This is a genomic window from Alteromonas sp. ABH4_453, from assembly GCF_056160665.1.
The window spans coordinates 411,966-435,592 of the sequence record NZ_JBSWXP010000004.1 but is presented as its reverse complement, the minus strand read 5'-3'; the positions used below and the strand labels follow the sequence as shown (position 1 = coordinate 435,592).

Sequence of the window (23,627 nt, the reverse complement as noted above, 5' to 3'; positions counted from 1 at the left end):
CAAGCCTGATAATTGCCTGTATGGTGTTAACCATCGGCTGTGACTACCTGTTCACCGGTTAAACCGAAGCGACGTTGGCGAACATTAAAATCGTCTACGGCCAATTGAAACACGTCTTCATTGAAGTCGGGCCATAGTACGTCGGTAAAGTACAACTCTGCATAGGCACATTGCCACAGCAAGAAGTTGCTAATACGGTGTTCGCCACCTGTGCGAATAAGAAGGTCTAACTCAGGAAGGTTAGCCGTTGAAATGTGCGCATTCAGTGCGTCTTCACAGATGCTTTCCACATCAAGTTCGCCGCTTTTCACTTGCGTAGCAAGCTGCTTAGCCGCGTTTACAATGTCCCATCTACCGCCGTAGTTTGCGGCGATATTTAAGACCAAATCTTTATTATCTTTGGTCATGTCTTCAGCTTTTCGAATTTTATCGACCAGCTTGGCATCAAAAGCCTCAACATCACCGATGACCTGCAAACGTACGCCGTTTTTGTGTAATCGTTTTGCTTCACTATTGAGAACTAGATTGAATAGCTCCATTAAGACGCTGACTTCTTCTTCAGGACGCTTCCAGTTTTCACTGGAAAACGCAAACAGCGTCAGTGATTCGATACCGTTTTGACGTGCAAAGCGCACAACAGAACGAACAGATTCAACCCCGGCCTTGTGACCAAAGGTACGAATTTTCCCTTTCTTTTGCGCCCATCGACCATTGCCATCCATTATAATAGCAACGTGCTTCGGGCCAGCAGTGACTGCTGGCACCTCGGCTTTTGTCGACTTGGCTGCGCTTAAACGCTTTCCAATCATAATAGTTACTTATACTTCCATTAATTCTTTTTCTTTGTCAGCAAGCATGCTGTCAACTTTCTTAATGAAATCATTAGTAATAGATTGAATGTTCTCTTCAGCAGCACGGCTCTCATCTTCACTGATTTCTTTTTCTTTAAGAAGATCTTTGATGTCACCGTTCGCGTCACGACGAATATTACGGATAGCAACACGACCACCTTCCGCTTCATTGCGAACAACGCGGATAAGATCTTTACGACGCTCTTCGGTAAGAGGAGGAAGTGGAATACGAATTGAACCACCAGCACTCATTGGGTTTAAGCCCAAATCAGACTGCATAATAGCTTTCTCTACCGCTTGAATGGCGCTTTTATCAAACACAGTTAACGCTAGAGTACGGCTGTCTTCTGCAACCACGTTAGCCACTTGCTTTAGCGGCGTGTCTACGCCGTAATAAGGTACCATGATGCCATCTAAAAGGCTTGGATGCGCACGGCCTGTGCGGATTTTGCTGAATTGGCCCTTAAGAGAAACTAGGCTTTTTTCCATGCGCTCTTGCGCATCTAATTCAATTTCATCAATCACGATTTGTATCCTATTGTTCTTAATTAATCGTTGTCAGCGTGGCGAATAACAGTACCTTCTTTTTCGCCCATCACAACACGCTTCAGGCAACCTGGCTTATTCATGTTGAATACGCGAATTGGCAAGCTGTGATCGCGCGCCAAAGTAAACGCTGACAAGTCCATCACTTTAAGTTCTTTTTCTAGTACTTCTTGATAAGTCAGTTCTTCATAAAGCGTTGCTTCTGGGTTTTTCACCGGGTCATCGCTGTAAACACCATCAACTTTTGTCGCTTTCAATACCGCATCGGCTTCAATTTCGATACCGCGTAAACAAGCCGCTGAGTCTGTGGTGAAGAAAGGGTTGCCTGTACCGGCAGAGAAGATAACAACACGACCTGACTTAAGAAGGCTAATGGCTTCTGCCCAGTTGTACGCATCGCAAACACCGTTTAGCGGTATTGCTGACATCATTCGCGCATTTACAAATGCACGATGAAGCGCATCGCGCATGGCTAAGCCATTCATTACAGTAGCCAGCATTCCCATGTGATCGCCAACAACGCGGTTCATTCCCGCTTTTGCTAAGCCTTCGCCACGGAACAAGTTACCACCGCCGATAACAAGACCAACTTGAACACCAAGTTCAACCAGCTCTTTAATCTCTTGTGCCATTCTATCTAGCACTTTAGGGTCTATGCCAAAGCCTTCCGCCCCCATAAGGGCTTCACCACTAAGCTTTAACAAAATGCGTCGGTATGCTGATTTTGGTGTGATACTCATAGTTTGAATTGTCCTCGTAAACCCGTTTTGTCCTATGTCTTTCATTAAACTACAGTTGTAAAAAAACATAGGACAAAGCGCTTTCGTCTGTCAGGCAGGCGCGTACATAATTCGCCTAGCTTCACACTAACGTAGTGCATTAGCAATACCAAAGATGTTCAGCTATAAAAAAGCACCTCCTAAGAGGTGCTCTGTAGTTTATCTAACTATTGCGTAATGCAAAAGATAAACGCTCAATTATTTCTTAGCAGCTTCCATTTGAGCAGCTACTTCAGCAGCGAAGTCTTCAGTCTTCTTCTCGATACCTTCACCAACTTCGAAACGTACGAAATTGATTACGTCTGCGCTGTTGTTCTTAAGAAGCTCTGCAACAGAGATTGAAGGATCTTTAACGAAAGGCTGACCAGTCAAGCTCACTTCGCCAGTGAACTTCTTCATGCGGCCTGCAACCATTTTCTCAGCAATTTCAGCTGGCTTACCAGACTGAATAGCAATTTCGATTTGGATTTCTTTCTCTTTCTCTACAACTTCAGCCGGAACGTTCTCTGGCTTAACAAACTGCGGGCTAGCAGCTGCAACGTGCATAGCAACGTCTTTCGCTAGCTCTTCATCACCGCCAGTAAGGATAGAGATAACACCAATACGGCCGCCGTGTACGTATGCACCTAGCGTGTCGCCTTCAACGTTGATAACGCGACGAGGAGAGATGTTTTCACCGATTTTAGCAACAAGTGCGTCACGAACTTCGCTTACTTTAGAACCGTTAAGTTCAGCATCGTTAAGTGCGTCGATGTCGTTGATGTTATTAGCCGCTGCTACTTCTAGAAGCTCGTTACCAAACTTAAGGAAACCTTCGTCACGTGCTACGAAGTCAGTTTCACAGTTTAGTTCAAGCATAGTCGCACGACCTGCTTCAACTTTAGTAAGGATAACACCTTCAGCTGCGATACGGCCTGCTTTTTTAGCCGCTTTCGCTTGACCTGATTTACGCATGTTTTCAATGGCTAACTCAATGTCACCATCCGTTTCAACCAGGGCTTTTTTACAATCCAGCATACCTGCGCCAGTACGTTCGCGCAGTTCTTTAACTAGTGCTGCAGTCACTGCCATTTTTCAATTCCTCAGCATTAAATTTTAAATTCGTTAGGTAAAAGGGGCGATATCGCCCCTCTCAATACGTTTCGTATTATAGCGCTGCCATATTATCTTGATATGACAGCAAGCAATCAGAATTACTCTGCCGCTTCTACGAAGTCGTCTTGCTCAGCTTGTACTTCAAGGTTGCTTTCGCGACCTGAGTTGATAGCGTTTGCAGCAGCATCCAAGTAAAGTTGGATAGCGCGGATAGCATCGTCGTTACCAGGGATGATGTAATCAACACCGTCTGGATTAGAGTTAGTATCTACAACACCAACAACAGGAATACCTAGGTTACGCGCTTCAGTGATAGCAATGTGCTCGTGATCTGCGTCGATAACAAAGATTGCGTCTGGAAGACCGCCCATGTCTTTGATACCGCCAAGGCTGTTTTCAAGCTTGTCCATTTCGCGCTGAAGCATAAGTGCTTCTTTCTTAGTTAGTTTTTCAAACGTACCGTCTTGGCTTTGCTGCTCAAGATCTTTAAGACGTTTGATTGACTGACGTACTGTTTTCCAGTTAGTCAGCATACCACCTAACCAACGCTTGTTTACGTAGTACTGGTCGCACTTAAGAGCAGCATCTTTAACTGCTTCGCCAGCTGCGCGCTTAGTACCAACGAAAAGGATTTTACCTTTCTTAGACGCAACACCTGAAAGGTAGTTAAGTGCGTTGTTGAAAAGTGGAACCGTTTTTTCAAGGTTGATGATGTGAACTTTGTTACGAGCACCGAAGATGAAAGGCTTCATCTTTGGGTTCCAGTAACGAGTTTGGTGACCGAAATGCACACCGGCTTTCAGCATGTCACGCATAGAAACATTAGCCATTTTATTTTCCTCTTGGGGTTAGGCCTCCATATACCCCTTGTGTCGATCCAGACCAATCTAAATTGAACTGAACACCCCGATACGAAGTGACGGTATATGTGTGTTTTAATAAAATAAATTTACCCTCTAAAACGGTAGCAATTACACACGGCAAAATGAGCTTTCCGTCAGGGCGCGCGCTTTATATCACAATCCCACCCTGCTCTCAAGTTTTACGGGTAAAAAGACAAAAATCGGCGCGTTCTCAGTAAAGAAGCGCAAAGCACGCTTAATTCACCACCTTATCTACTTGTAAGAAAAGAATAAAAGCATAAATATCAGAATCTTACTAAGAATGACCTGAATAGTGTTATAATTCGTAAGTAAACAAAATTCTTCATCAAACTAGTTTTAAACGATTTGAGAGGCGCTGTGACAGCTATTATCAAAACCCCAGAAGAAATCGAAAAAATGCGCGTAGCCGGCAAGTTGGCAGCCGAAGTACTCACTATGATAGGACCTTACGTAAAGAAAGGTGTTACCACTGATGAGTTGAACACTATTTGCCACGACTACATCGTCAACGAGCAAAAAGCGGTACCCGCGCCCTTGAATTATGGCCACCCGCCTTTTCCAAAGTCTATTTGTACATCAGTAAACCACTGTATTTGTCACGGTATTCCTTCTGATAAGAAACTGAAAGACGGTGACATCATTAATATCGATGTTACGGTTATAAAAGACGGCTATCATGGCGATACATCAAAAATGTTCGTTGTAGGTAAGCCTTCGATTCTGGCTGAGCGACTAATTCGCGTTACTCAAGAATGCTTGTACAAAGCAATTGAGCAGGTGAAGCCGGGCATGCGACTTGGCGACATTGGTCATATTTGTCAAACTCACGCTGAAGCGCATAACTATTCAATAGTACGTGAATACTGCGGTCACGGTATTGGTGCAAGCTTCCACGAAGAGCCGCAAATTGTTCACTATGGAAAGCCAGGTACAGGTGACGTTTTAGAGCCTGGGATGTGCTTTACCATCGAACCTATGGTTAACGCAGGCAAACGTTACTCAAAGGTTTTGCCAGATCAATGGACTGTTGTGACTAAAGACAGAAGTTTAAGTGCCCAATGGGAGCACACTCTTTTAGTTACTGAGACTGGTGTGGAAATTCTTACGCTTCGCGAGGAAGAGACCTTGGACCGCGTTATTTCACACGGTTAGTTTTGTTGATATAGCACGAATAACGTTCTAAACAACCTCGTTGCAGCGCAGTCCTTAAACGATCGCGCTGTATCGATTTAAATAAAGCGGCCGTTTAACTCACGGCCGTTTTTTTGTTGGCTCGTTAAATAGAACTCCAACGCTCAAATGGCGACAGTGTGTCGTCCTCTTCTTTCTTATTTCGCTCGCTACACACCTATAACAAAAAACCATAAATATTCACAATTCAACATAACTTATGCATAAATTTGGTACTGCGAACTACTGGTAATTCATGCTATTGTTCTTAGCGTCTAAAAAGAAGTCTATCTCAAAGGTGTATTTTGACGCTGCAATCACTGATAAAGAATATCGACACCATAAATTCTGTTGATGAGATCTCTGTCATCAAATCGTGCGTGGAAGCCAGTTACGCGTGGATCACTGAGTCTTTCGACGCTACGCCAGTCAATCAGCTTGTAACTGGGCGGGCACAATTTGTCGATGCGTTGCTTTGCCACCTTTGGCAGCTTTATGGCTTAGATACCGTTGACGAACTATCGCTTTGCGCGGTAGGAGGTTATGGCCGAGGTCATTTACAACCTCACTCAGACATCGACCTACTCATTGTTAGCAGGAAAAAGCTCAAGCCCGATGTACAAGAAAAAATCGGTATGTTTATCACCCTGCTATGGGATATCAAATTAGATGTTGGCCAATCGGTTCGGACCATCAAAGAAACGGTTAAATTAGCAAAAGACGATATTACGATTGCGACAAATCTAGTTGAAAGCCGTCTTCTTTGTGGAAGTGAAGCTACATTCGACAAACTGTCAGATGAGGTAAACGGTCGCAATTCATGGTCGAGTAAATCTTTTTTCTCAGCTAAATATGACGAGCAAAAAAAGCGCCACGCCAAGTTCAACGGCACCGCTTACAACCTTGAACCAAATATTAAAGAAAACCCCGGCTGTTTGCGTGATATTCAGTCTATTGGTTGGGTAGCGAAAAAGCATTTCAAAGAATACGACGGCTGGAACCTAGTGGGTCATGGCTACTTTACCGAGCAAGAGCACAGTGAATTAATTGCCTGTCGCATGCACCTTTGGAAAATGCGTTGTGCGCTGCATCTAGTTGCCGGCAGAAGCGAAAACCGTCTGCTTTTCGATTACCAACCTGACGTTGCAAATATGATGGGTTACGGTGAAGAAGGAAAGGCTTCAGTAGAGAAAATGATGCGTGATTTTTTCCGCACCGTGGCACGCGTGTCTGAACTAAATCAAATGCTGCTTCAGCGTTTCAAATACGACATGCTGAACCAAAGCGTTCAAAAGAGCGCGATCATAAACGAAGACTTCGAGCTGCTCGACAATATGATTTCGCCACGACACGAAACTGTATTTTCATCACCGGAGGCTATTTTAGATTTCTTACATTTGGTAGCCAATACGCCAGAAATAAAAGGCTTAAGTACCATTTGTATTCGTCAATTGCGCAATGCACACCGGGCTTTTGAAGCCGAATACTACGTGAAACGTCCTCTGTGCCGCGAAAAATTTATGCGTTTAATGAAACAACCTGAGTTTTTTAATTTTGGTTGGGACATTATGCATCAGTACGGTATTTTACAAGCCTACCTTCCCGAGTGGGACACCATTGTGGGAATGATGCAGTTTGACTTGTTTCATGCCTACACGGTTGACGAACACACGCACCGACTAGTGAAGCATGTAAATTATTTTTTCTCGAAAGAAAACAAAGATTTTCCGCGCTGCGGCAGAATCTGCAGAAACCTCGACAAACCGGAAATACTTTACATTGCTGCAATTTTCCATGATATCGCGAAAGGTCGTAATGGCGACCACTCAACACTAGGTGCTCAAGATGTTGCTAAGTTTTGTGAACAACATGATGTACCAAGTAATGATGCAGAACTGATTGCGTGGCTGGTAGAAAACCACCTGCTAATGTCAGTCGTTGCACAACGCCGTGATATTTACGATCCTGATGTAATAAGTGAGTTTGCTGGCGCAGTAAGAAGCCACAATCACCTTAATTTGCTTTATACGCTAACCCTTGCCGATATTCGTGCCACTAATGACAATCTTTGGAACGACTGGAAAGCGTCTTTACTTCGCGAATTGTATTTAATGACCCAAAAGGCATTAGATAATGGACTACAATGCCAGGTCACATTGAACGAGCGAGTAACCACTCACAAACATCAGGCAAGACAAATATTGCAAGAACGCGCTATTGAGCCTGTTGCTATTGATGCTCTGTGGGCACGGCTTGACGACGACTATTTTGTTCGTTTCAAGCCGACACAAATTGCCTGGCATACTGATGAAATTATTAAGGCTCAGAATGAATGGTTAACGCCTGAACATGATGGTCTGTTAGTTAAAGCTAATGATAACAGTGCCAAAGGCGGCACTGAGGTATTTGTTTACGGCAAAGATAGAAAAGCCTTATTCGCACAGGTTGCTTCTGTACTGGATAGCCGCAACTGTTCAATTCACGACGCCCACGTTACCGTGACCAGAGACGAATATGTATTCGATAGCATGCTTATTCTTGAAAATGACGGCAGTCGTATAAGCTCAGAGTCGCGCATTGCGTCTATTGAGAATGCCATTTCTGCCCAACTTGAAAAACCGGGGCGTTCGCACGAAAATAAGCGGAAGCTACCACGACAAATGAAACAACTGGATGTGCCCACCAAGGTACGTTTTTTCAACATTAACGATGAAGCCACACTTATCGAGTTAGAAGCTCTGGACGCTCCGGGCATTTTAGCTAAAATTGGTCACGCATTCGTTGATACTAATATGACGCTTAAGCTTGCAAAAATTGCCACCATTGGCGAGCGAGCCGAAGATATTTTTATCGTCAGCAATGAGGCTGGCAAAGCATTAACCCAAGAACAACAGGTGAACCTTAAGAAGCGGATCCTGTTCAAACTCGACCAACTTGAAGATATCACAATACCATGAATGAATTGAAAGCCATCATTGAAGACGCCTTCGAAAATCGCGATAGCATTAGCCCTTCATCTGCACCTGATGAAGTAAGAGATGCAGTGGCACAAGCTATTGACCTCTTAAATACGGGTAAGGCGCGCGTTGCAGAAAAAATTGCGGGCGAATGGACAGTCCATCAATGGCTTAAGAAAGCGGTTTTACTTTTCTTCCGTCTTCACAACAACGATGTGATTGAAGGCGCTGAAAGCAAGTTTTATGACAAAGTACCACTTAAGTACACTAACTACACAGCGGAACAATTTGCGGCTGACGGCGCACGTATTGTTCCGCCGGCGGCAGTACGTACAGGTACTTTCGTAGGTAAGAATGCAGTTGTTATGCCTTCTTACGTAAACATTGGTGCGTTTGTAGACGAAGGCACCATGGTTGATACGTGGGCGACAGTAGGCTCATGTGCGCAAATCGGTAAAAACGTTCACCTGTCAGGTGGCGTAGGTATTGGCGGCGTATTGGAACCGCTTCAGGCAAACCCTACCATTATTGAAGATAACTGCTTTATCGGCGCGCGTTCTGAAATCGTAGAAGGCGTAATTGTTGAAGAAGGTTCTGTTATTTCAATGGGCGTTTACATCGGGCAGAGCACCCGTATTTATGACCGCGAAACCGGTGAAGTTCACTATGGCCGTGTACCAGCAGGCTCAGTAGTAGTGGCGGGTAACCTGCCAAGCGCAGATGGTAAATACAGCCTATACGCTGCAATCATCGTGAAGAAAGTAGATGCGAAGACCCGCGCAAAAGTAGGTATCAACGCGCTACTTCGCGGCGTAGAATAAGCAGAATTTCCGGCTTATCGCTAACGGCTCGGGTTAGTTTCAAATAACCAAGCCACATGCTAAAAGGCTCACAAATTAAAAGAGGCGCTTATGCGCCTCTTTCTTTTCGTAATCAGAACATTTTTAAGACTTAAGCCAACAGCTTATCTTTAATGGTATTAACCCACTCTACTACGTCTTTTTCGGGCTCAAGGGTTTCAATCGCGTCAACCTCTAACATATCGGCAACTGCGTTACCTTGTAGTTCGGTAAGCAACGCATGAAACTGTTTACCTGCACCACAGAAACTATCGCCATAGCTGCTATCGCCTAGCGCTGCTACCGCGAATGGCTTGCCGGTTAGCATAGGCGATTCGTCTTTCAAATCTGAAAACACAAACTCAAGGTTTGGTGGTACATCGCCCTGCCCTGTTGTAGAGGTAATGATCAAAAGTGCGTCAGCATCAGTAAAATCTGCAACCGACGGGTCGCTTTCTAGTGAGCAATCCACGCCCTGTTCAGCTAAGTTCTCTTCCACCTGCTCAGCTACGTGTTGCGCATTGCCGTAAACTGTACCCGCAATAATTTTCAATGTTGCCATTTTTACCTCTTAAACCAATGATCGTCGCCTTTGTCGACAGGCGGAAATTCTTACTATTTTATCAACCTAAACGCAAAACGGCGCTAATTTTTCGAGCCATAGTCGCATTTCACTGTGCATCTGTGAATTAATCGTTACCCACTTTCCAGTGATAGGATGAGAAAAGCCCATTTGAATACAACTTAAGGCCAAATTGTTAAAATTAAAGTGCTGCTTGGCGAATTTGTTTTGTTTGCCGTCCCCATGGGTAGTATCGCCGATAATGGGGTGACGAATATGAACCATGTGCCGACGAAGCTGATGTTTACGACCGGTACTAGGAGAAAGCTTAACTAGCGAATATCGTGCACTTTGGTATTTGCCCACAGGCTCAGGCACTTCGAATTTTGCCACTGACTGATACATAGTTGATGCTGATTGTGGCGGCTGCTGCGGGCGCTTATGCTTGTCGGCTATTTTGTCGTAGCGGTATTTTAGGGCGTAATCGATATACCCTGTGTGATGCACAAAACCGCGAACTATAGCGTGATACGTTTTTACTACCTGCTTGTCCATCATCTGCTGTCCAAGCTTTGCTGCAATTTCTGAGCTAAAGCTAAACACCAGCACACCTGAAGTGGGTCGGTCTAAACGATGAGCAGGATACACGTGCTGGCCTATTTGGTCTCTAAGTGTCTGTACTGCGAACACCGTTTCATGTCTATCAATCGGGCTTCTGTGTACTAGTAGGCCTGGCGGCTTCTCAATTGCGATGATATGTTCATCTTGGTACAACACAGGCAAATGAAGAGCGTCAACACGACCTTCCTCACCAACGCTTGCCTTTCCTATTATTCGCTCATCTGAATGCACAGTTAATTGGCCTTTTAAATCGTTCTTCATTTTGCTTTGTGTTTGCTCACCCAATGTCTCCATTGGCAATGTTATCAATAACTTGAAGCTGGGACAGAGTGCGCTGATGCGCCGATGACAGGTATATTTGCGCTGCAGGCGCAATTTGCATAGGCGGCAGAGGCATTTCCTGCGTCAACAAAACGCGCATTTTGGGAATAAAAATAAAAGCCAACCAACTCTCAAACGCTAAACAGTCGACCGCAAAAGGAACTGAGCTTTCCATGGCATTTTTAAGTTCTTGCTCAGCAGGCATTTTCTTAGGCCAAACACCCTCTTGTTCCATAACAGTTTCTAACTGCTCCAATGCCCTACCAAGTGCATTGTGACAGGCACTACTCACTTTACTCACAGCAACTCCGCAAAAAAACGCTTCTATTTCGAAGCGCGCAGTATATCAGGGGCTTAAGGTCAACATAAGTCTGTGTGTCTTGTCGTTGAAATTCATCTGCTGTGATACCATTACTTTATTTGTTGGCGGTCACTCATAGAGGTCCCCATACATAGATTTGCCCACTGACAAATTTTGATTAAAGCAGTATTTTGGAACGAGTTATGAGCGCTAACAGTATTAATTCTATCAGCGAGTTTTTGTTACATGCAGGCACTGAATACCAAGTTTTTGATTTAGGTCGTCGCCTTGAACCCACAGATAGTCAGACCTTTCTAGAAATAGAAAATGGCAGTGCTTACGCGCCGTTTCCACGTCAGCAACACGCGTGGTTCGGCATCGTCTTTTGGAATAAGAATGCTTCTACGCAACACTATATTTGGTTTGTGAAACTGCCACTTGATGAGCAAGGCTTAGTGGTTGCCGCAGCAAGAAATCATTTTCTAGAGATTATTGTTGATGCACTAGGGCAGTCTGTTGCTGAAGATACTGAAAACGTACAAACTCTGCCTGATAATCCTTACTCGTTTGTTCCTAATCAATCGCAGCTCGCTCAATTTAACGCACTAGTTAAACGCACCCTAAACCAAACTTTAAGTGAAGAGGCGCAGAAAGTTGAGGCCTACATTCAAGCCCCACAACTGGTTGACTGGCAGAAAATATCCATGCAAAGCGTGGCCGACTTTGTACAAAGCCTAAGCCAACACCCCAAACAAGACGGATTAACGCAAGCAATTGAAACCAACATTTCACTCTACTCACAGGTTTTTCTTAACACATTGATGGAAATGAGCGAAAGCGTTTCTCTGCCTGAAAATCTATTAACGGCGTATTTAATTGAGATAGATAAAAGTGACGACATCAATTTAGCGGCTCTGAGAGGTACGTCAGTAGGTAGTTTCCACCCGACCATCAACAACAAACTTCTCGAATTATTAAAAAGCGAAAAGTCGCAGAGACTTGATATTTTAAGCGTTATTGCAGCACGCCATTTCGAGCAAATGGAACCACTACTGCTTAGTGCCTTTTTAGAGCAGGCGGCAAACGTTGATGAAAAAGAGGGTCATAAAGGCGCCTTATTCGCAGGGTTCTTTTCAGATTTAGTTCAAATCCCGAAGTTACGCAGACAAGTGTTAACACTCCTGCATTCCAAAGCAAACCCTCAGATTCTCAGCAATGCATTTCAACAATTGTTTGCACAAGCGAGAAAGTAAATGACGTTACTTGAGTTAGTGGTGTGGATGATTATTGGGTTTACTGGCTATCAGTTTTGGCGCATACGGGCTATTTCTGAACAAACAAACACTTACCTAAAGCTATACTGCGATAAACATGGTTTGCAGTTGTTGAGCGTGGCAAGAGTTAAAACTCGGTTCTCATTTAAATATGGTAAGCCAGACTGGCACAGCTTATTCAATTTTGAGTTTTCAAGTAATGGCGAGGACCGATATACCGGCGAAGTGGAATTGATAGGTGTAAGGGTTATGCGAACAGAGGTGCCGCCGCATAGGGTTTAAGCTTCTATGTCAAAGAGCGTGAGCGGTTCTAAATTCACCATTCAGGTCAGGTTTTACATAACAAGTACATACGAATTGGTAATAAACAACGCAAAAAAAAGGGGAACCTGACGGCTCCCCTTTTTCCTGGAATTTTGAGTATCCTTCTCCGCTATCCTTTGCGACTAAAATCTTCCCGATTAAAATCCGTATACGCCCCTTTCCATCTACTCTCGCGCCTTCCTGTGCGAGCTACACATCCATGCGTAGGTCCCTTTCCTTTTATCCTAATTTACTGTACATCCTTCATACAGCGTTCCTCTTCCTGAGGCTGTCCTTGTCAGACTCCGCTGACGTTCCCTTCCCTCGTTCCATTATTTGCTGCACATCCTGCTACAGCTTTGCCAATCCCTTAGCATGTCCTTCTTTCGTCCTTGGTTTGCTCGTCCATGCAAACTAGAAATTCCTTGATGGCTATCCTGCCGTTGGCTCCTTGCCTCTAGCTCCTTGCTAGCTCTCGTCCATTTTTCCCTGCTACATCCTGTATGCGAAGTCCTTTCACATTTTACGTCCCTGAATCCCTTTATATCCTTTAAAATCCGTTTCTAACATCCTGTTAATGCAGTGTCCTACCTGCTTTCCTTTCCCTTTCCCCACTGCCTTGTGAGAGTCTCATCCTTAAGTTGTCCTAACTTATTCCGTTGATGATCCTTGACTCAATCCGTGACTCGTCGTGTTTCCTTGTGACATGTTCATAGTATCCCTTCCAATTATTACCGCCATATTGAATTACAGAGATTTAAGAAAGATTCTTGTACGACTTTTGACTAATTTTTAAAAACTTCAACATAATCAATAACTTTATACTTTAGTATAAATTAATCTTTCATCATTTAGGTAAGATCACTCACAGCGTTTGTAGGAAATGTCTTACAAACGCTGTAGTAAATTTGGTGTAAAGATTGGAACTGCAACGGGTGAGGTTTTGGTAGAAGCATCACATCGAATAAAAAAGCATCATTTTAGCCTGAACATTACTTCACCGTTCACATGAGAAAGGCTTAGTTGTCCTACAACCTGATAATTGTCATCGTTAAAGAAAGCGCGATGTTTTTCTATGGTCACGAACACCGAAACCCCCTCACTTTTTTCATCTTCCTCTACCACGCTATCAATAGCGCCAAGTAATATATGCCCAAGCCCATGATGTTGATAATCTGGATGTACTGCGATGAAACTCAGCATGTGGAAGTTATCGGCGGGAACTAATGCTCGCACTTTTTCTTCTTTTTCTAGCATTTGCTTTGTACCGAACAAACCTGCCGTTAAAAGCATCCGCAGTCTCCAGTGCCAGTAACGTCCTGAACCAAATGCTGCATCGGGCGCGGTCAAGCATGTAACGGCAATAAGCCGCTCATCATCGAACAGGCCAATCATCGGCTGCTCTGCAACCCAAAATGCATTGAGCTCTTCACGGATAGCTGACCGTAGACGGCTTTCATAACCTTCTTTTTCTGCTTGGAAAATGTCAACGAACAATGGGTCATCTACATACGCATTGTAAAGAATAGAGGCGGCAACTTTGAGATCATCGACAGATAGATAGATGGCTTTAACCGTGTCTTGCAAGGGGGCTATTGCGTTATTAATAGCATCAGTATTCATCAGGGGCTCCTTGTACGCAAAGTTATACAGCTGCTTTTACCCATTTAAATAAAATGGGAGAAGTGGACACTACCGCACAACTTTTATCATTGCGCCAACCACCCACTTAAACTGATTAAACTTTAGCCTACGCGAAAAACCCCTACATGTTAACTTTTTATTAACATTTAAAAGTAGTAAGTAATATCTACTTTCGTAATCAATTACAAACTAACGACTTATTAGTGCATTAAGCTATAAGCACTATCACCCCAGCCAACTAAGTTTCCATTTCTGAAAACCAACGGCGTACACTCGTCTTTTGTGGTGATACCATCGCCCATCGTTTTTTGAGTTCGGTAGTAAAGTACGCGATATGTGCCGTCTTGCTTTTCGAACAGTTCGTTGAAATCCGCAACGCCCATTTTTCTCAATACACTTTCGTAAGTTGTCCCTGTTTCAAGATTCGCAATGTGTTTACGATTGTTAAACTCTCTGTCTTCCCAATCAGCACCATAGTGACTATCTGAACCGCCACCTACTGATACGACACAACCTGAAAGCAAAACTGAAGATGCCAAAGCTACTGAAAGAAGAACCGTTTTCATGTGAATTCCTTAATTATGTGTGTTGTTTTTATTCGATACTACGCCTACTTTGTGAACCGACACTGAATAGACATAAATACGCTAACGTAAGAACCACTGCGTTTATGCGTGATAATGTAATTTATGATTGATAAACAAGATTAAGGCCAAAAATTAAATCATTGATTTTTATACCAATCTTAACAACTCCAATCTACGAAGGCTTTGAAAAATAGTGAAATCAGTAACTTATTAGTGAAATTGACTACGTAGACAGGCTACACTGCTACTATTCATGACTTTGAACCATTTTCGTATTATGAGTAACGCTAACCTGCAGCAACTTCACGTTTTGTGCCTTCAAATGCATAAAGAAGGAAAAACACCGTCCGTAGGCATTTTACGTGCAAAAGCTCCCTTTAAGGTGTCGGTAACCGAAGCTATTGAAGCGATAAAGCGATTTAACGCACACAAACCTGAGTTAGAGGTATCTAACGAAGAAGACGTAGCACAACATAATCCTGTCGCCACAACTGATGAGTCGGGCAATTTGCATGCACGGGTAGAGTCGTTAGAAAAAGAAGTAGCGGAGTTGAAGCGGGCGCTACATCAAATTATTAACGCCCAATAGCTTTTAGTCTTGCAGGCCGGTAATTTTAGGTCTGATTGACGTTAGTCAACGCATTAACGTCATATAGCAGGTGTAAGTTGCTCAATAAACACCGCAAGAGATGGCGCAAGAATTTTCGTAGGCTCTCTGCCAACCTGCTCGAGTGCCACTTCGCCACTTTCGTTGACAACGGTTAAAATAAAATCTTCCTCGTCAGTTAAACCAAAAAACAATGTTGGCGCTTGCCTAAGTCTTTGCTTCATCAACAAATGCCCAATCAAGTTTTGCTGAAGTCGCTCGAAATCTTCGGAATTGAAAACTTGAAGCAATTCACAGCGACCTTGCGGGGCATTAGCCTTTAAATTATCGCTGTAGTAACGAGTAAAATACTCGCAGTAGTCAGGATTTAGCTTTAGCGATAATGCCTCTTCAACATTACTGAAAGACTGCATAGGCGATTGAAGCGTAGGAGACCATCTAACAAGCTTACCGTCTTGCGCCGTCGTCTCATAGCACGGCGAGGGCCACTCGCTATCAAATGCTATCTTGAGTCCCTCGCCCTCGGCCAGTTCGACATAAGATGATACAAATTTATCTAATTGTGCTGAAATTGTTAGAGCCATTATGACGTTACCTGCGTATTTTTGGGGTACACTATACAACTAAACAGTTAAGTCAATACTGGGGTTAATTCTACTGTACTGTAAGACTGTGTGTCGCTGTGCAGTTCAACAATTTAAATCCCGCGTAGATGCATAAAAGGTTCTTATGTCGACGGACAACTCACCTCTAAAAATTACTATCTCTGCACCTGATGACCTCTCCTTGGGTAAACAGGTTGACTATGAATTTGAATATAATCCTGACTTGTTGCAAGGCGTGCCGCGCAGTCTAAGTCGTGATACATTGAACTTGGCTGGCTCAGGTTTACCTTTTGATGGTATCGACACTTGGACAGGATACGAACTTTCTTGGCTAAATTTAAAGGGTAAACCTAATGTGGCAATTTTAGAATGTCACGTTCCTATTACCTCAAAGAATCTTATCGAATCAAAATCATTTAAACTGTATTTGAATAGCTTCAACCAAACAAAATTCGCTTCAGCAGAGGACGTACGACAAGTGCTTCAAGCGGATTTGTCAGCGTGCGCAGGGGAGCCTGTCGAGGTAAAGCTAATTCTTCCAGAGCAGTTTTCTTCGCTACAATTCCAAGAATTTACCGGAACCTTGTTAGATAGCCTGGATGTAGAAATCGATCAATATTCCCCAAATACTCAATATTTGACTGTTGCGAAAAATGAAACAGGAGTTCAAGAGACGCTTGTTTCTCATTTACTTAAATCTAATTGTTTAATCACAAGTCAGCCAGATTGGGCTAGTATTCAAATTAGGTATGAAGGAAAAGCTATTGAACACGAAGGGCTTTTGAAATATCTAATTAGCTTTAGGCAACACAACGAGTTTCATGAGCAATGTGTTGAGCGTATTTACAACGACATCATGCAGCATTGTCAGCCTGATAAGTTAACCGTTTGTGCGCGTTACACACGACGAGGAGGTTTAGATATAAACCCTTTCCGTTCAAATTATGAAGCGCCTTATGCTAATCATCGTCAAGCACGTCAGTAATATAACGGTGAAGTACCTACCAACGCTACCTAAGCCGCGGCAGTAATAGCGAATTAGAACAAAGACGAGATTATGGAAGCAAAACAACTACAAACCCTAAAACAAAATAACGCGCTTCTTTGTCAGTTTATTGTGAAACTCTCAGCATTTTATGAGGGCTTCTCGGATAAGATCGATACTGAACTTAAGGTGTTACGAGGCCACCTTTCTGGCACACCTAATTTTAGTCTTGCCGCTGTGAGCATAGAGAAACTCAACAAATCACTTCAGCATCAAGAAATAACGCTTAGAAAATACAGCGTTGATACTGTTTCATCGCTAGAAGATGCAATGAAACAACTACAAAAAATAGTATTTGAAGATACTGAATTAAAAGGGTTAACTACGCAGGAATTGATTAAGCTAAATCAACCTGTAGGTGATATCTTCAGTATTTATAAACTTTATTCAAAAGCCGTTGCGCTTCACCGCATTGCGCTTAACAAGGAAATGGTTGGACTTGAGCCATCTGAAACCACAGAAACTAAGTCCACTAACAATGAAAGCACATCGGCTCGTTCGATTAAAGATGATAACCCTCACTACCGTTCTATTTTGGTTGAGCTTAATCACCTTATTGCTTCTTATGCGCAAAAAAAACCTAACGATCAGCAACTCAATGATATAAAGCAACGTCTTGATGAAGGCATGGATGAAGACCTGCTGCTTAAAAGCTGCGTTGTAATTTTGCGCATGATCGTTCAAGACGCTATGTCAGAGGCGAGCTTAACAGGAAAAGTGATTCAGAGTCTGCACCGTTCATTAGGTGAAGTGAGTAGCGACGTCAGCAATACGATCCAAGGCAGCCAAGCCCAGTTCGAGCAGCGCCAAGCTGGTAATGAGCAACTTAAACGTGACATTATTCACATCGAAGAAGCCGTATCGGAAAGCAGTTCTCTAGAAGCACTTAAAGAGCAGACACAGTTTCGCGTAGAAAAGCTTGTGACTACGTTAAGCGAGCAACAAAGCAACGACCAGCAAGGTCAAGAAGCGCTAATGGCACTGCTCTCCTCTATGCAATCGCGAATAGATACACTTCAGCAGCAAACCAGCGTCTATAAAAAGAAGCTGGCCGAACAAGCAATACAAAGCCGCACCGATCCGCTCACTCGGCTTCCAAATAGACAAGCGTATAACGAGAGACTAGAAGCTGCTTTCACTAAGTTTAAAGAAAATGGAGACTTGCTTGCGGTTGCCGTTGTGGATATCGATCATTTTAAGTCAATCAACGATAGATTCGGGCACGCAGCAGGCGATAAAACCCTTCAGGTAGTGGGTAAATTCTTAAAGCAAAGTTTGTCCGAAAATGATTTTATTGCTAGGTGGGGAGGAGAAGAGTTTGTAATGCTACTACCTCAAGCGCAGATGGCAGATATAGATAAAAAGCTTAATGACGTTAGAACTAAACTCGCTGCAATGCCGTTTAAATTCAAGCAAGAAAAAGTAAAAATCACCGCATCTTTTGGCGCAACCTGTTTCAATGACAATGATACTACCGAAACTGTGTTTGAACGCGCCGATGAGTACCTCTATAAAGCAAAACGAAACGGCCGCAACCTCGTAGTCACTGATTTAAGCACTGACTTATAGGAAGTAAAATATGAAGAAAGTGCAGCTTAACCCTGTTGGCTGGATGAGCCAGCTATCACAAGTAGAAGTTTCTCGCCTTCAAGACGCCACTAACAGCGAGCTCTTTGCTATGTTCAGAAACTGTTGCCTTGCAGTATTGAACAGCGGCGTTGACGAAGACAATTTCGAAGCACTTTTTGCTCCTTATGAAAATTTTGAAATAAAACTCATTCGTCGTGAACGGGGCGTAAAAATAGAACTCGTGAACCCTCCTGAAGTTGCTTTCGTTGACGAAAAACTCGTTCGTGGTGTGCACGAACATTTATTTGCGGTCCTTCGCGACCTGCTTTATATGGGTAACAAGTACGCATTTCTTCACCAAACCGCACCGGCTGAAGGTAACGACATCACAGACATGGTGTTTGACATGCTACGCCACGCCAAAGCGCTTGAAGGGAACGATGGCGTAAACACAATTGTCTGTTGGGGCGGCCATTCCATTAATCAAGTTGAGTACAAATACACGAAAGAAGTGGGCTATCAGCTCGGTTTGCGCGACATGAATATTTGCACAGGATGTGGACCTGGAGCGATGAAGGGCCCGATGAAAGGCGCCACCATTGGTCATGCAAAACAACGCCACAAGACAGGCCGGTATATTGGCATTTCTGAGCCGAGTATCATTGCCGCCGAGCCGCCCAACGCCATTGTCAACGAGCTCATTATCATGCCTGATATTGAAAAGCGTTTAGAGGCGTTTGTAAGACTCGGGCATGGCATTATCGTGTTTCCAGGCGGTGTAGGCACTGCCGAAGAATTACTTTATCTGCTTGGCGTTTTGATGAATGAACGCAATGCGCAGCAACCTTTTCCTTTCATTCTAACAGGGCCTGCTGGTAGCGAAGAATACTTTGAAGCCATAGACGCTTTTGTTGGTGCAACACTAGGTTCAGAAGCACAATCAAAATATCAAATCATTGTAGATGACCCAGAAGAAGTAGCACGCACCATGAATAAACACCTTGAAAAAGTGAAGAAGTTCAGAGGTGCGATGGGTGACGCATTCAGCTTTAATTGGTCATTAAAAATTGAACAAGACTTTCAACAGCCCTTTATTCCAACGCATGAGAGTATGGCCGACCTTCAACTGCACTTAGATCAAAGTAAAAGTGATCTAGCGGCCAATTTGCGCAAAGCGTTTTCTGGCATTGTTGCGGGTAACGTTAAAGCAGAAGGCATTGCTCAGATCAAAAAACATGGTCCGTTCGAGCTAACCGGTGATAGTAAACTGATGGAGAAGGTTGATACGCTACTTGAGTCGTTTGTAAAACAGCATAGAATGAAGCTACCAGGCAGTGCTTACGAACCCTGCTATGTTGTGAAAGATGGTTAAAAAAGCAGAATTATTGGCGACGCATTTGCTTACGTTTACTACTTATGTTTGGCAGGCATTTTAAGGTACACTTACGTAGAGTGTAATTAAACGAAAAAATGTTACCTGCAGCGAGCATTCTTTATCTAATGCTCTTGCTTTTGACATTGATATCCTTCACTAACATTTGAGTATAGAAAACGAGAAGTAACGGTCATGAATACCAAGGTTATTCGTCTAATTTTAGCTGGCGTCGCTTTATATGCGGTGTTTGTTTTTATGGTTATCGCTTTTTACCCCGATAAACCTGAAAATATGGATTGGAAGGACCGTGAAGAATACAACCGCGTTCAAATCACAAAATTGAAGTTGGGCAGTACCCGAGAAGAGGTGCTTGCGCTGCTAGGCTCGCCTGATATTACAGAAGCCAAGCGACAAGGTGCTACTGCAATTCAGGTTATGTTTTTTAGAACCCAACATGTGCGGGCGGACGGATTAACAACTCAAGATGAGTGCACGCCCTTACTTTTCGAAAACGATAAACTTATCGCTTGGGGTGAGGGAGCTTACTCTAGCTACCAAAAAAGTTAAAAAGGATGGAGATTGACCGGCATCATTTCCACACTTAAGCGCCTTATACATGTAGGCGAGGCTGATTTATCGGTCGAGCAGCGTATTAATCATTGGTTAAAAAACGCAAAGCGAGTATTAACGTTGGTTAACGCCAATCCAGCGCTCGCTGCAGCCACCCTTCACATCGAAAATGACTTACCTAAGGGCACACAGCAACTTTTATTGCTCGCACTATTCGGCAAGCTGTGTCGATTTAACGATCATTATTTACAGCACGTTCTCGCATCTATGCTCGCCACCCTTTGGATGTCAGATAGCAATACGCCCCGCGATACGATTCCAGATGTGCTTCGCTTTTTGCGTCAGCACAATCTGGCTATTTGGTTAGATACGATAAAGTTACAAAAAGCGTTTCGAAGTGATAAACAAAGTCAATATATCGCCGACAACCGGCTCAATTTAGCGCAAAGGCTTTGTCTTCTGGCAGGTGTTTTCGCCAATGGAAAGAAAAAAGCTGACTACAAAATAGTGTTTTCACGCGTTGCAGTTCGCCTACCCGCGCACCATAGACATCATTTATCCCATCTTATCCCTCTTTTCGACGGCTTACTTCCCGGCGCAAAAGTTTATGCTGAAGGCGTACCTGGCGCTTTGGTAGATATTCAGCAAAATCATGGATTTGTTTTCATGCTAAGTAAGGATGATGAAGATGGTAAATGGCTACCTTTATCGTCTATTCGCGCTCCCGTTTCTCTCTCACTACCTTTTGAACACTTTGTTGCGCTATACACAGACACTGCCCACGCCAGAGTAAACAGAGGCGGAGTACCATTTCTACCGTCCACATTTGCAATACAACACCCACCAAAAGCCCTTATTACCATTATTGATGAGTTGCAGAAGCGAGATGTTGTTATTGATGAGTTGTGTGAGAAGATTGAAAAAGTGCCCACCTTTAATCACTTTTTGATCCATACTGCGAGCAAAGACAACAGGCTACAACTTCCGGTTAAGAGCATAAAACAGGCGGTATTAACGTATGGTATAGAGCGCGTGGGCGATATGCTCATCCAGTTTGCTCTGTTAGAACGGCTCACTCAAAATCAATTCCCTTTGATGGGAATGTGCAAACAAATCACGCTTCTTGCGTGTTCATTTGCAAGTTATTTTGCTCAAATTGCAGATTCCAAATTTACGCCACAATCAGCGGCATTAACAATGACGTTTATTTGCACTCCGCTGTTCACACTACCAGGCTTTAAGGTGTCTCAGTGCTTGCCTGTCGACCTAACCAAAACCGTTTCAATCAACAACGCATTTAGCGTTAAAAGTGACACGCCATGGCTCGCAATAGCTTCTGAACTTGCCGGAAGTTGGCATCAGAGCTCGACATGGCGTGCTGTTATCCACCAATGCGGGAAGTTGAGCTCTGACGTTCCAAAATCAATCCAAAAAGAACAAACGATTTTGGTGTTAAGTTTTGCCCTGACAAAAGCCTGTTTGTTTAATCGAAATATTTGTTCCCTCCTTCAAGATATAAAGGTAAAAACGCTTTTAAATATTCTTGGTATCAAGCGCGAAGATATATCTGCAGCACTCGAGTCCAATGGACACTTGCTTTTTTGCCCTCTGGTCGTCTAACGCTGTTGGACCTTTCTCAGCCGCATTACTCCCAAATATCAATATTTAATCCCTACCCGCTTCAATTAATCTTTACGAATGGCTATAACTTGCGCCAGCTATCATATAAAATACGGCAACTTTTGCAGTGCTTTACCCTTTTTCCCTACATTTTCCATTATAATAAGTAAGCAGGCAGAATTTGGCGCTAAAAGCGTCACGCTAAAAATTGAATAAACCTAACGATTTTGACAACAGAATTACCAGAGGATCCCTCCACATGACTCAGCAACGTATTACAGTCATTCGCGGTGACGGCATTGGCCCGGACATTATCGATGCAACCACAAAAATTTTAGATAAGGTTGGCTGTGACTTTGCCTATGACTATGCCGATGCGGGCTTAGTTGCACTGGAAGAACATGGCGAGCTACTACCTCAAGAAACATTAGACCTGATCGCTAAAAACAAAGTTGCCTTAAAAGGCCCATTAACCACCCCTGTTGGTGAAGGCTTCACATCTATCAACGTAAGTCTTCGTAAACAGTTCAAGCTGTACGCAAACCTTCGTCCAGTAATGTCTTTCAAAGGCACTAAAGCACGTTACGAAGATATCGACATCATTACCGTTCGTGAAAACACGCAGGGTATGTATTCTGGTCTTGGCCAAGTTGTTTCAGAAGACGGTAATGAAGCTGAAGCAATGAGTAAGATTACTCGTGACGGCGCTGAAAAAATCGTAACTTTTGCTTACGAACTTGCCCGTCGCGAAGGCCGCAAGAAAGTCACAGCTGTTCATAAAGCTAACATTCTTAAATCAACTTCAGGCTTGTTCCTAAAGGTTGCCCGTGAAGTTGGTGAGCGTTACCCAGACATCGAATCAGCGGAAATGATTGTTGATAACTGCTGTATGCAGCTTGTTATGAATCCGCACCAGTTTGACGTTATTGTTACGACGAACCTTTTCGGTGACATCCTATCTGACCTATGTGCCGGTCTTGTCGGTGGCCTTGGTATGGCACCTGGCGCGAACATTGGTGAAGATTGTGCAATCTTTGAAGCGGTTCACGGCTCTGCACCCGATATCGCAGGTAAGAACCTAGCTAACCCGACGTCAGTAATCTTGGCTGCGGCACAAATGCTTGAGTACCTAAATATGGGTGATAAAGCAGAGAAAATTCGCACAGCACTGAAAGATGTAATCGAGTCTGGCGATCGCACAACTCGTGACCTTGGTGGTGAGGCTGGTACAACAGAATTCACGCAAGCGCTTCTTGACCGCCTATAAGCATTTTGGCTTACACCTTTTAATCATTTTAAAACGGGCTTTCTAGCCCGTTTTTTATTCACTTTTCCCGCTTTTTTTAATAAAAACTGTACTAAAACTGGACTACCGCTTTTTCACCCCGCCTTTATCATCTTATGTGTACACGCTGAAGTATGCCGAATTTTCTAACTATGGGATTAAGTGAGTCGTATGCCGTCTCGACTTAGCCTATTTAATGTTAAGAATTAGAAAATCT

23 protein-coding genes are annotated in these 23,627 nt (G+C 43.5%); 12 read left to right on the top strand and 11 right to left on the bottom strand.

All coding sequences use genetic code 11. The annotated features are described in order from the left end of the window. Positions 1 to 26 precede the first annotated feature (26 nt). From uppS to rpsB, 5 genes are all read right to left on the bottom strand, one after another. A complete protein-coding gene (uppS, locus tag ACXAGV_RS10665; protein ID WP_474873227.1) occupies positions 27 to 809 on the bottom strand; it encodes a polyprenyl diphosphate synthase in 783 nt (260 codons plus the stop codon). A gap of 9 nt (positions 810 to 818) precedes the next feature. Then, complete coding sequence (frr, locus tag ACXAGV_RS10660; protein ID WP_014948555.1) at positions 819 to 1,376, bottom strand: ribosome recycling factor; 558 nt, start codon at positions 1,374 to 1,376, stop codon at positions 819 to 821. 23 nt (positions 1,377 to 1,399) lie between these two features. After that, the gene (gene pyrH, locus ACXAGV_RS10655) at positions 1,400 to 2,137 is read right to left on the bottom strand and encodes a UMP kinase (protein WP_014948554.1); all 738 of its coding nucleotides are present in this window, start codon (positions 2,135 to 2,137) and stop codon (positions 1,400 to 1,402) included. Between the two features lie 237 nt (positions 2,138 to 2,374). Beyond that, on the bottom strand, positions 2,375 to 3,247 hold the full coding sequence (gene tsf, locus ACXAGV_RS10650) for a translation elongation factor Ts (protein WP_474873226.1): 873 nt from the start codon (positions 3,245 to 3,247) through the stop codon (positions 2,375 to 2,377). 122 nt (positions 3,248 to 3,369) lie between these two features. Then, positions 3,370 to 4,101 (bottom strand): 30S ribosomal protein S2, encoded by a 732-nt coding sequence (gene rpsB, locus ACXAGV_RS10645; protein ID WP_039223249.1) that lies wholly within the window; start codon positions 4,099 to 4,101, stop codon positions 3,370 to 3,372. A gap of 411 nt (positions 4,102 to 4,512) precedes the next feature. On the opposite strand from rpsB, the gene map reads away from it, so the two are divergent. From map to dapD, 3 genes are all read left to right on the top strand, one after another. Continuing rightward, a complete protein-coding gene (gene map, locus ACXAGV_RS10640; protein ID WP_039223252.1) occupies positions 4,513 to 5,307 on the top strand; it encodes a type I methionyl aminopeptidase in 795 nt (264 codons plus the stop codon). Positions 5,308 to 5,630: 323 nt separating this feature from the next. After that, positions 5,631 to 8,282: a [protein-PII] uridylyltransferase gene (gene glnD, locus ACXAGV_RS10635; RefSeq protein ID WP_474873225.1), complete on the top strand. Its 2,652-nt coding sequence runs from the start codon at positions 5,631 to 5,633 to the stop codon at positions 8,280 to 8,282. After that, positions 8,279 to 9,103, top strand: a complete 825-nt coding sequence (gene dapD / locus ACXAGV_RS10630; protein WP_474873224.1) for a 2,3,4,5-tetrahydropyridine-2,6-dicarboxylate N-succinyltransferase — start codon at positions 8,279 to 8,281, stop codon at positions 9,101 to 9,103. The genes glnD and dapD overlap by 4 nt, the downstream gene beginning before the upstream one ends. Before the next feature lie 130 nt (positions 9,104 to 9,233). Here dapD and ACXAGV_RS10625 read toward each other — a convergent pair whose 3' ends face one another. The 3 genes from ACXAGV_RS10625 to ACXAGV_RS10615 form a co-directional block, all read right to left on the bottom strand. Next, a complete protein-coding gene (locus ACXAGV_RS10625) occupies positions 9,234 to 9,683 on the bottom strand; it encodes a flavodoxin domain-containing protein (protein ID WP_069943864.1) in 450 nt (149 codons plus the stop codon). A 66-nt stretch (positions 9,684 to 9,749) separates the two neighbouring features. Further along, positions 9,750 to 10,589, bottom strand: coding sequence for a tRNA pseudouridine(65) synthase TruC (truC, locus tag ACXAGV_RS10620; RefSeq protein ID WP_474873223.1), 840 nt, complete (start codon positions 10,587 to 10,589; stop codon positions 9,750 to 9,752). Further along, positions 10,582 to 10,926, bottom strand: a complete 345-nt coding sequence (locus ACXAGV_RS10615) for a YqcC family protein (protein ID WP_474873222.1) — start codon at positions 10,924 to 10,926, stop codon at positions 10,582 to 10,584. Before ACXAGV_RS10615 ends, truC begins: the two co-directional genes overlap by 8 nt. Before the next feature lie 203 nt (positions 10,927 to 11,129). On the opposite strand from ACXAGV_RS10615, the gene ACXAGV_RS10610 reads away from it, so the two are divergent. Both ACXAGV_RS10610 and ACXAGV_RS10605 read left to right on the top strand, forming a co-directional pair. Beyond that, positions 11,130 to 12,179 carry a DUF3549 family protein gene (locus ACXAGV_RS10610; RefSeq protein ID WP_474873221.1) on the top strand — a complete coding sequence of 350 codons (1,050 nt, stop codon included), beginning with the start codon at positions 11,130 to 11,132 and terminating at the stop codon, positions 12,177 to 12,179. Then, a complete protein-coding gene (locus ACXAGV_RS10605; RefSeq protein ID WP_474873220.1) occupies positions 12,180 to 12,482 on the top strand; it encodes a DUF3301 domain-containing protein in 303 nt (100 codons plus the stop codon). Between the two features lie 996 nt (positions 12,483 to 13,478). Here ACXAGV_RS10605 and ACXAGV_RS10600 read toward each other — a convergent pair. After that, positions 13,479 to 14,126, bottom strand: coding sequence for a GNAT family N-acetyltransferase (locus ACXAGV_RS10600; RefSeq protein WP_474873219.1), 648 nt, complete (start codon positions 14,124 to 14,126; stop codon positions 13,479 to 13,481). Between the two features lie 221 nt (positions 14,127 to 14,347). Further along, entirely contained in the window at positions 14,348 to 14,713 is a 366-nt protein-coding gene (locus ACXAGV_RS10595) for a DUF3192 domain-containing protein (RefSeq protein WP_014948542.1), read from the bottom strand. A gap of 298 nt (positions 14,714 to 15,011) precedes the next feature. Here ACXAGV_RS10595 and ACXAGV_RS10590 point away from each other — a divergent pair, with 298 nt between their 5' ends. Beyond that, positions 15,012 to 15,323, top strand: coding sequence for a hypothetical protein (locus ACXAGV_RS10590; RefSeq protein WP_474873218.1), 312 nt, complete (start codon positions 15,012 to 15,014; stop codon positions 15,321 to 15,323). A 59-nt stretch (positions 15,324 to 15,382) separates the two neighbouring features. On the opposite strand, the gene syd is transcribed toward ACXAGV_RS10590, so the two are convergent. Continuing rightward, positions 15,383 to 15,925: a SecY-interacting protein gene (syd, locus tag ACXAGV_RS10585; protein ID WP_474873217.1), complete on the bottom strand. Its 543-nt coding sequence runs from the start codon at positions 15,923 to 15,925 to the stop codon at positions 15,383 to 15,385. Between the two features lie 145 nt (positions 15,926 to 16,070). On the opposite strand from syd, the gene queF reads away from it, so the two are divergent. The 6 genes from queF (at position 16,071) to ACXAGV_RS10555 (ending at position 23,392) form a co-directional block, all read left to right on the top strand. Then, positions 16,071 to 16,931, top strand: coding sequence for an NADPH-dependent 7-cyano-7-deazaguanine reductase QueF (gene queF / locus ACXAGV_RS10580; RefSeq protein WP_474873216.1), 861 nt, complete (start codon positions 16,071 to 16,073; stop codon positions 16,929 to 16,931). A gap of 72 nt (positions 16,932 to 17,003) precedes the next feature. Next, positions 17,004 to 18,560: a GGDEF domain-containing protein gene (locus ACXAGV_RS10575; protein WP_474873215.1), complete on the top strand. Its 1,557-nt coding sequence runs from the start codon at positions 17,004 to 17,006 to the stop codon at positions 18,558 to 18,560. 10 nt (positions 18,561 to 18,570) lie between these two features. Continuing rightward, complete coding sequence (gene ppnN / locus ACXAGV_RS10570) at positions 18,571 to 19,932, top strand: nucleotide 5'-monophosphate nucleosidase PpnN (RefSeq protein ID WP_474873214.1); 1,362 nt, start codon at positions 18,571 to 18,573, stop codon at positions 19,930 to 19,932. Between the two features lie 195 nt (positions 19,933 to 20,127). Continuing rightward, positions 20,128 to 20,502 carry a DUF3192 domain-containing protein gene (locus tag ACXAGV_RS10565; RefSeq protein WP_269918820.1) on the top strand — a complete coding sequence of 125 codons (375 nt, stop codon included), beginning with the start codon at positions 20,128 to 20,130 and terminating at the stop codon, positions 20,500 to 20,502. 12 nt (positions 20,503 to 20,514) lie between these two features. Continuing rightward, positions 20,515 to 22,125, top strand: a complete 1,611-nt coding sequence (locus tag ACXAGV_RS10560) for a histidine kinase (RefSeq protein WP_474873213.1) — start codon at positions 20,515 to 20,517, stop codon at positions 22,123 to 22,125. Positions 22,126 to 22,384: 259 nt separating this feature from the next. Beyond that, on the top strand, positions 22,385 to 23,392 hold the full coding sequence (locus tag ACXAGV_RS10555; RefSeq protein ID WP_474873212.1) for an isocitrate dehydrogenase: 1,008 nt from the start codon (positions 22,385 to 22,387) through the stop codon (positions 23,390 to 23,392). Positions 23,393 to 23,627: the final 235 nt, after the last annotated feature.

Bases quoted from the DNA above. Each gene is read 5' to 3' on its own strand.
- syd (WP_474873217.1), bottom strand. From the start codon at position 15,925: ATGGCTCTAACAATTTCAGCACAATTAGATAAATTTGTATCATCTTAT.
- ACXAGV_RS10605 (WP_474873220.1), top strand. From the start codon at position 12,180: ATGACGTTACTTGAGTTAGTGGTGTGGATGATTATTGGGTTTACTGGC.
- ppnN (WP_474873214.1), top strand. From the start codon at position 18,571: ATGAAGAAAGTGCAGCTTAACCCTGTTGGCTGGATGAGCCAGCTATCA.
- ACXAGV_RS10565 (WP_269918820.1), top strand. From the start codon at position 20,128: ATGAATACCAAGGTTATTCGTCTAATTTTAGCTGGCGTCGCTTTATAT.
- rpsB (WP_039223249.1), bottom strand. From the start codon at position 4,101: ATGGCTAATGTTTCTATGCGTGACATGCTGAAAGCCGGTGTGCATTTC.
- dapD (WP_474873224.1), top strand. From the start codon at position 8,279: ATGAATGAATTGAAAGCCATCATTGAAGACGCCTTCGAAAATCGCGAT.
- ACXAGV_RS10555 (WP_474873212.1), top strand. From the start codon at position 22,385: ATGACTCAGCAACGTATTACAGTCATTCGCGGTGACGGCATTGGCCCG.
- ACXAGV_RS10595 (WP_014948542.1), bottom strand. From the start codon at position 14,713: ATGAAAACGGTTCTTCTTTCAGTAGCTTTGGCATCTTCAGTTTTGCTT.
- ACXAGV_RS10600 (WP_474873219.1), bottom strand. From the start codon at position 14,126: ATGAATACTGATGCTATTAATAACGCAATAGCCCCCTTGCAAGACACG.
- tsf (WP_474873226.1), bottom strand. From the start codon at position 3,247: ATGGCAGTGACTGCAGCACTAGTTAAAGAACTGCGCGAACGTACTGGC.
- ACXAGV_RS10590 (WP_474873218.1), top strand. From the start codon at position 15,012: ATGAGTAACGCTAACCTGCAGCAACTTCACGTTTTGTGCCTTCAAATG.
- ACXAGV_RS10625 (WP_069943864.1), bottom strand. From the start codon at position 9,683: ATGGCAACATTGAAAATTATTGCGGGTACAGTTTACGGCAATGCGCAA.
- uppS (WP_474873227.1), bottom strand. From the start codon at position 809: ATGATTGGAAAGCGTTTAAGCGCAGCCAAGTCGACAAAAGCCGAGGTG.
- ACXAGV_RS10575 (WP_474873215.1), top strand. From the start codon at position 17,004: ATGGAAGCAAAACAACTACAAACCCTAAAACAAAATAACGCGCTTCTT.
- ACXAGV_RS10610 (WP_474873221.1), top strand. From the start codon at position 11,130: ATGAGCGCTAACAGTATTAATTCTATCAGCGAGTTTTTGTTACATGCA.
- pyrH (WP_014948554.1), bottom strand. From the start codon at position 2,137: ATGAGTATCACACCAAAATCAGCATACCGACGCATTTTGTTAAAGCTT.
- queF (WP_474873216.1), top strand. From the start codon at position 16,071: ATGTCGACGGACAACTCACCTCTAAAAATTACTATCTCTGCACCTGAT.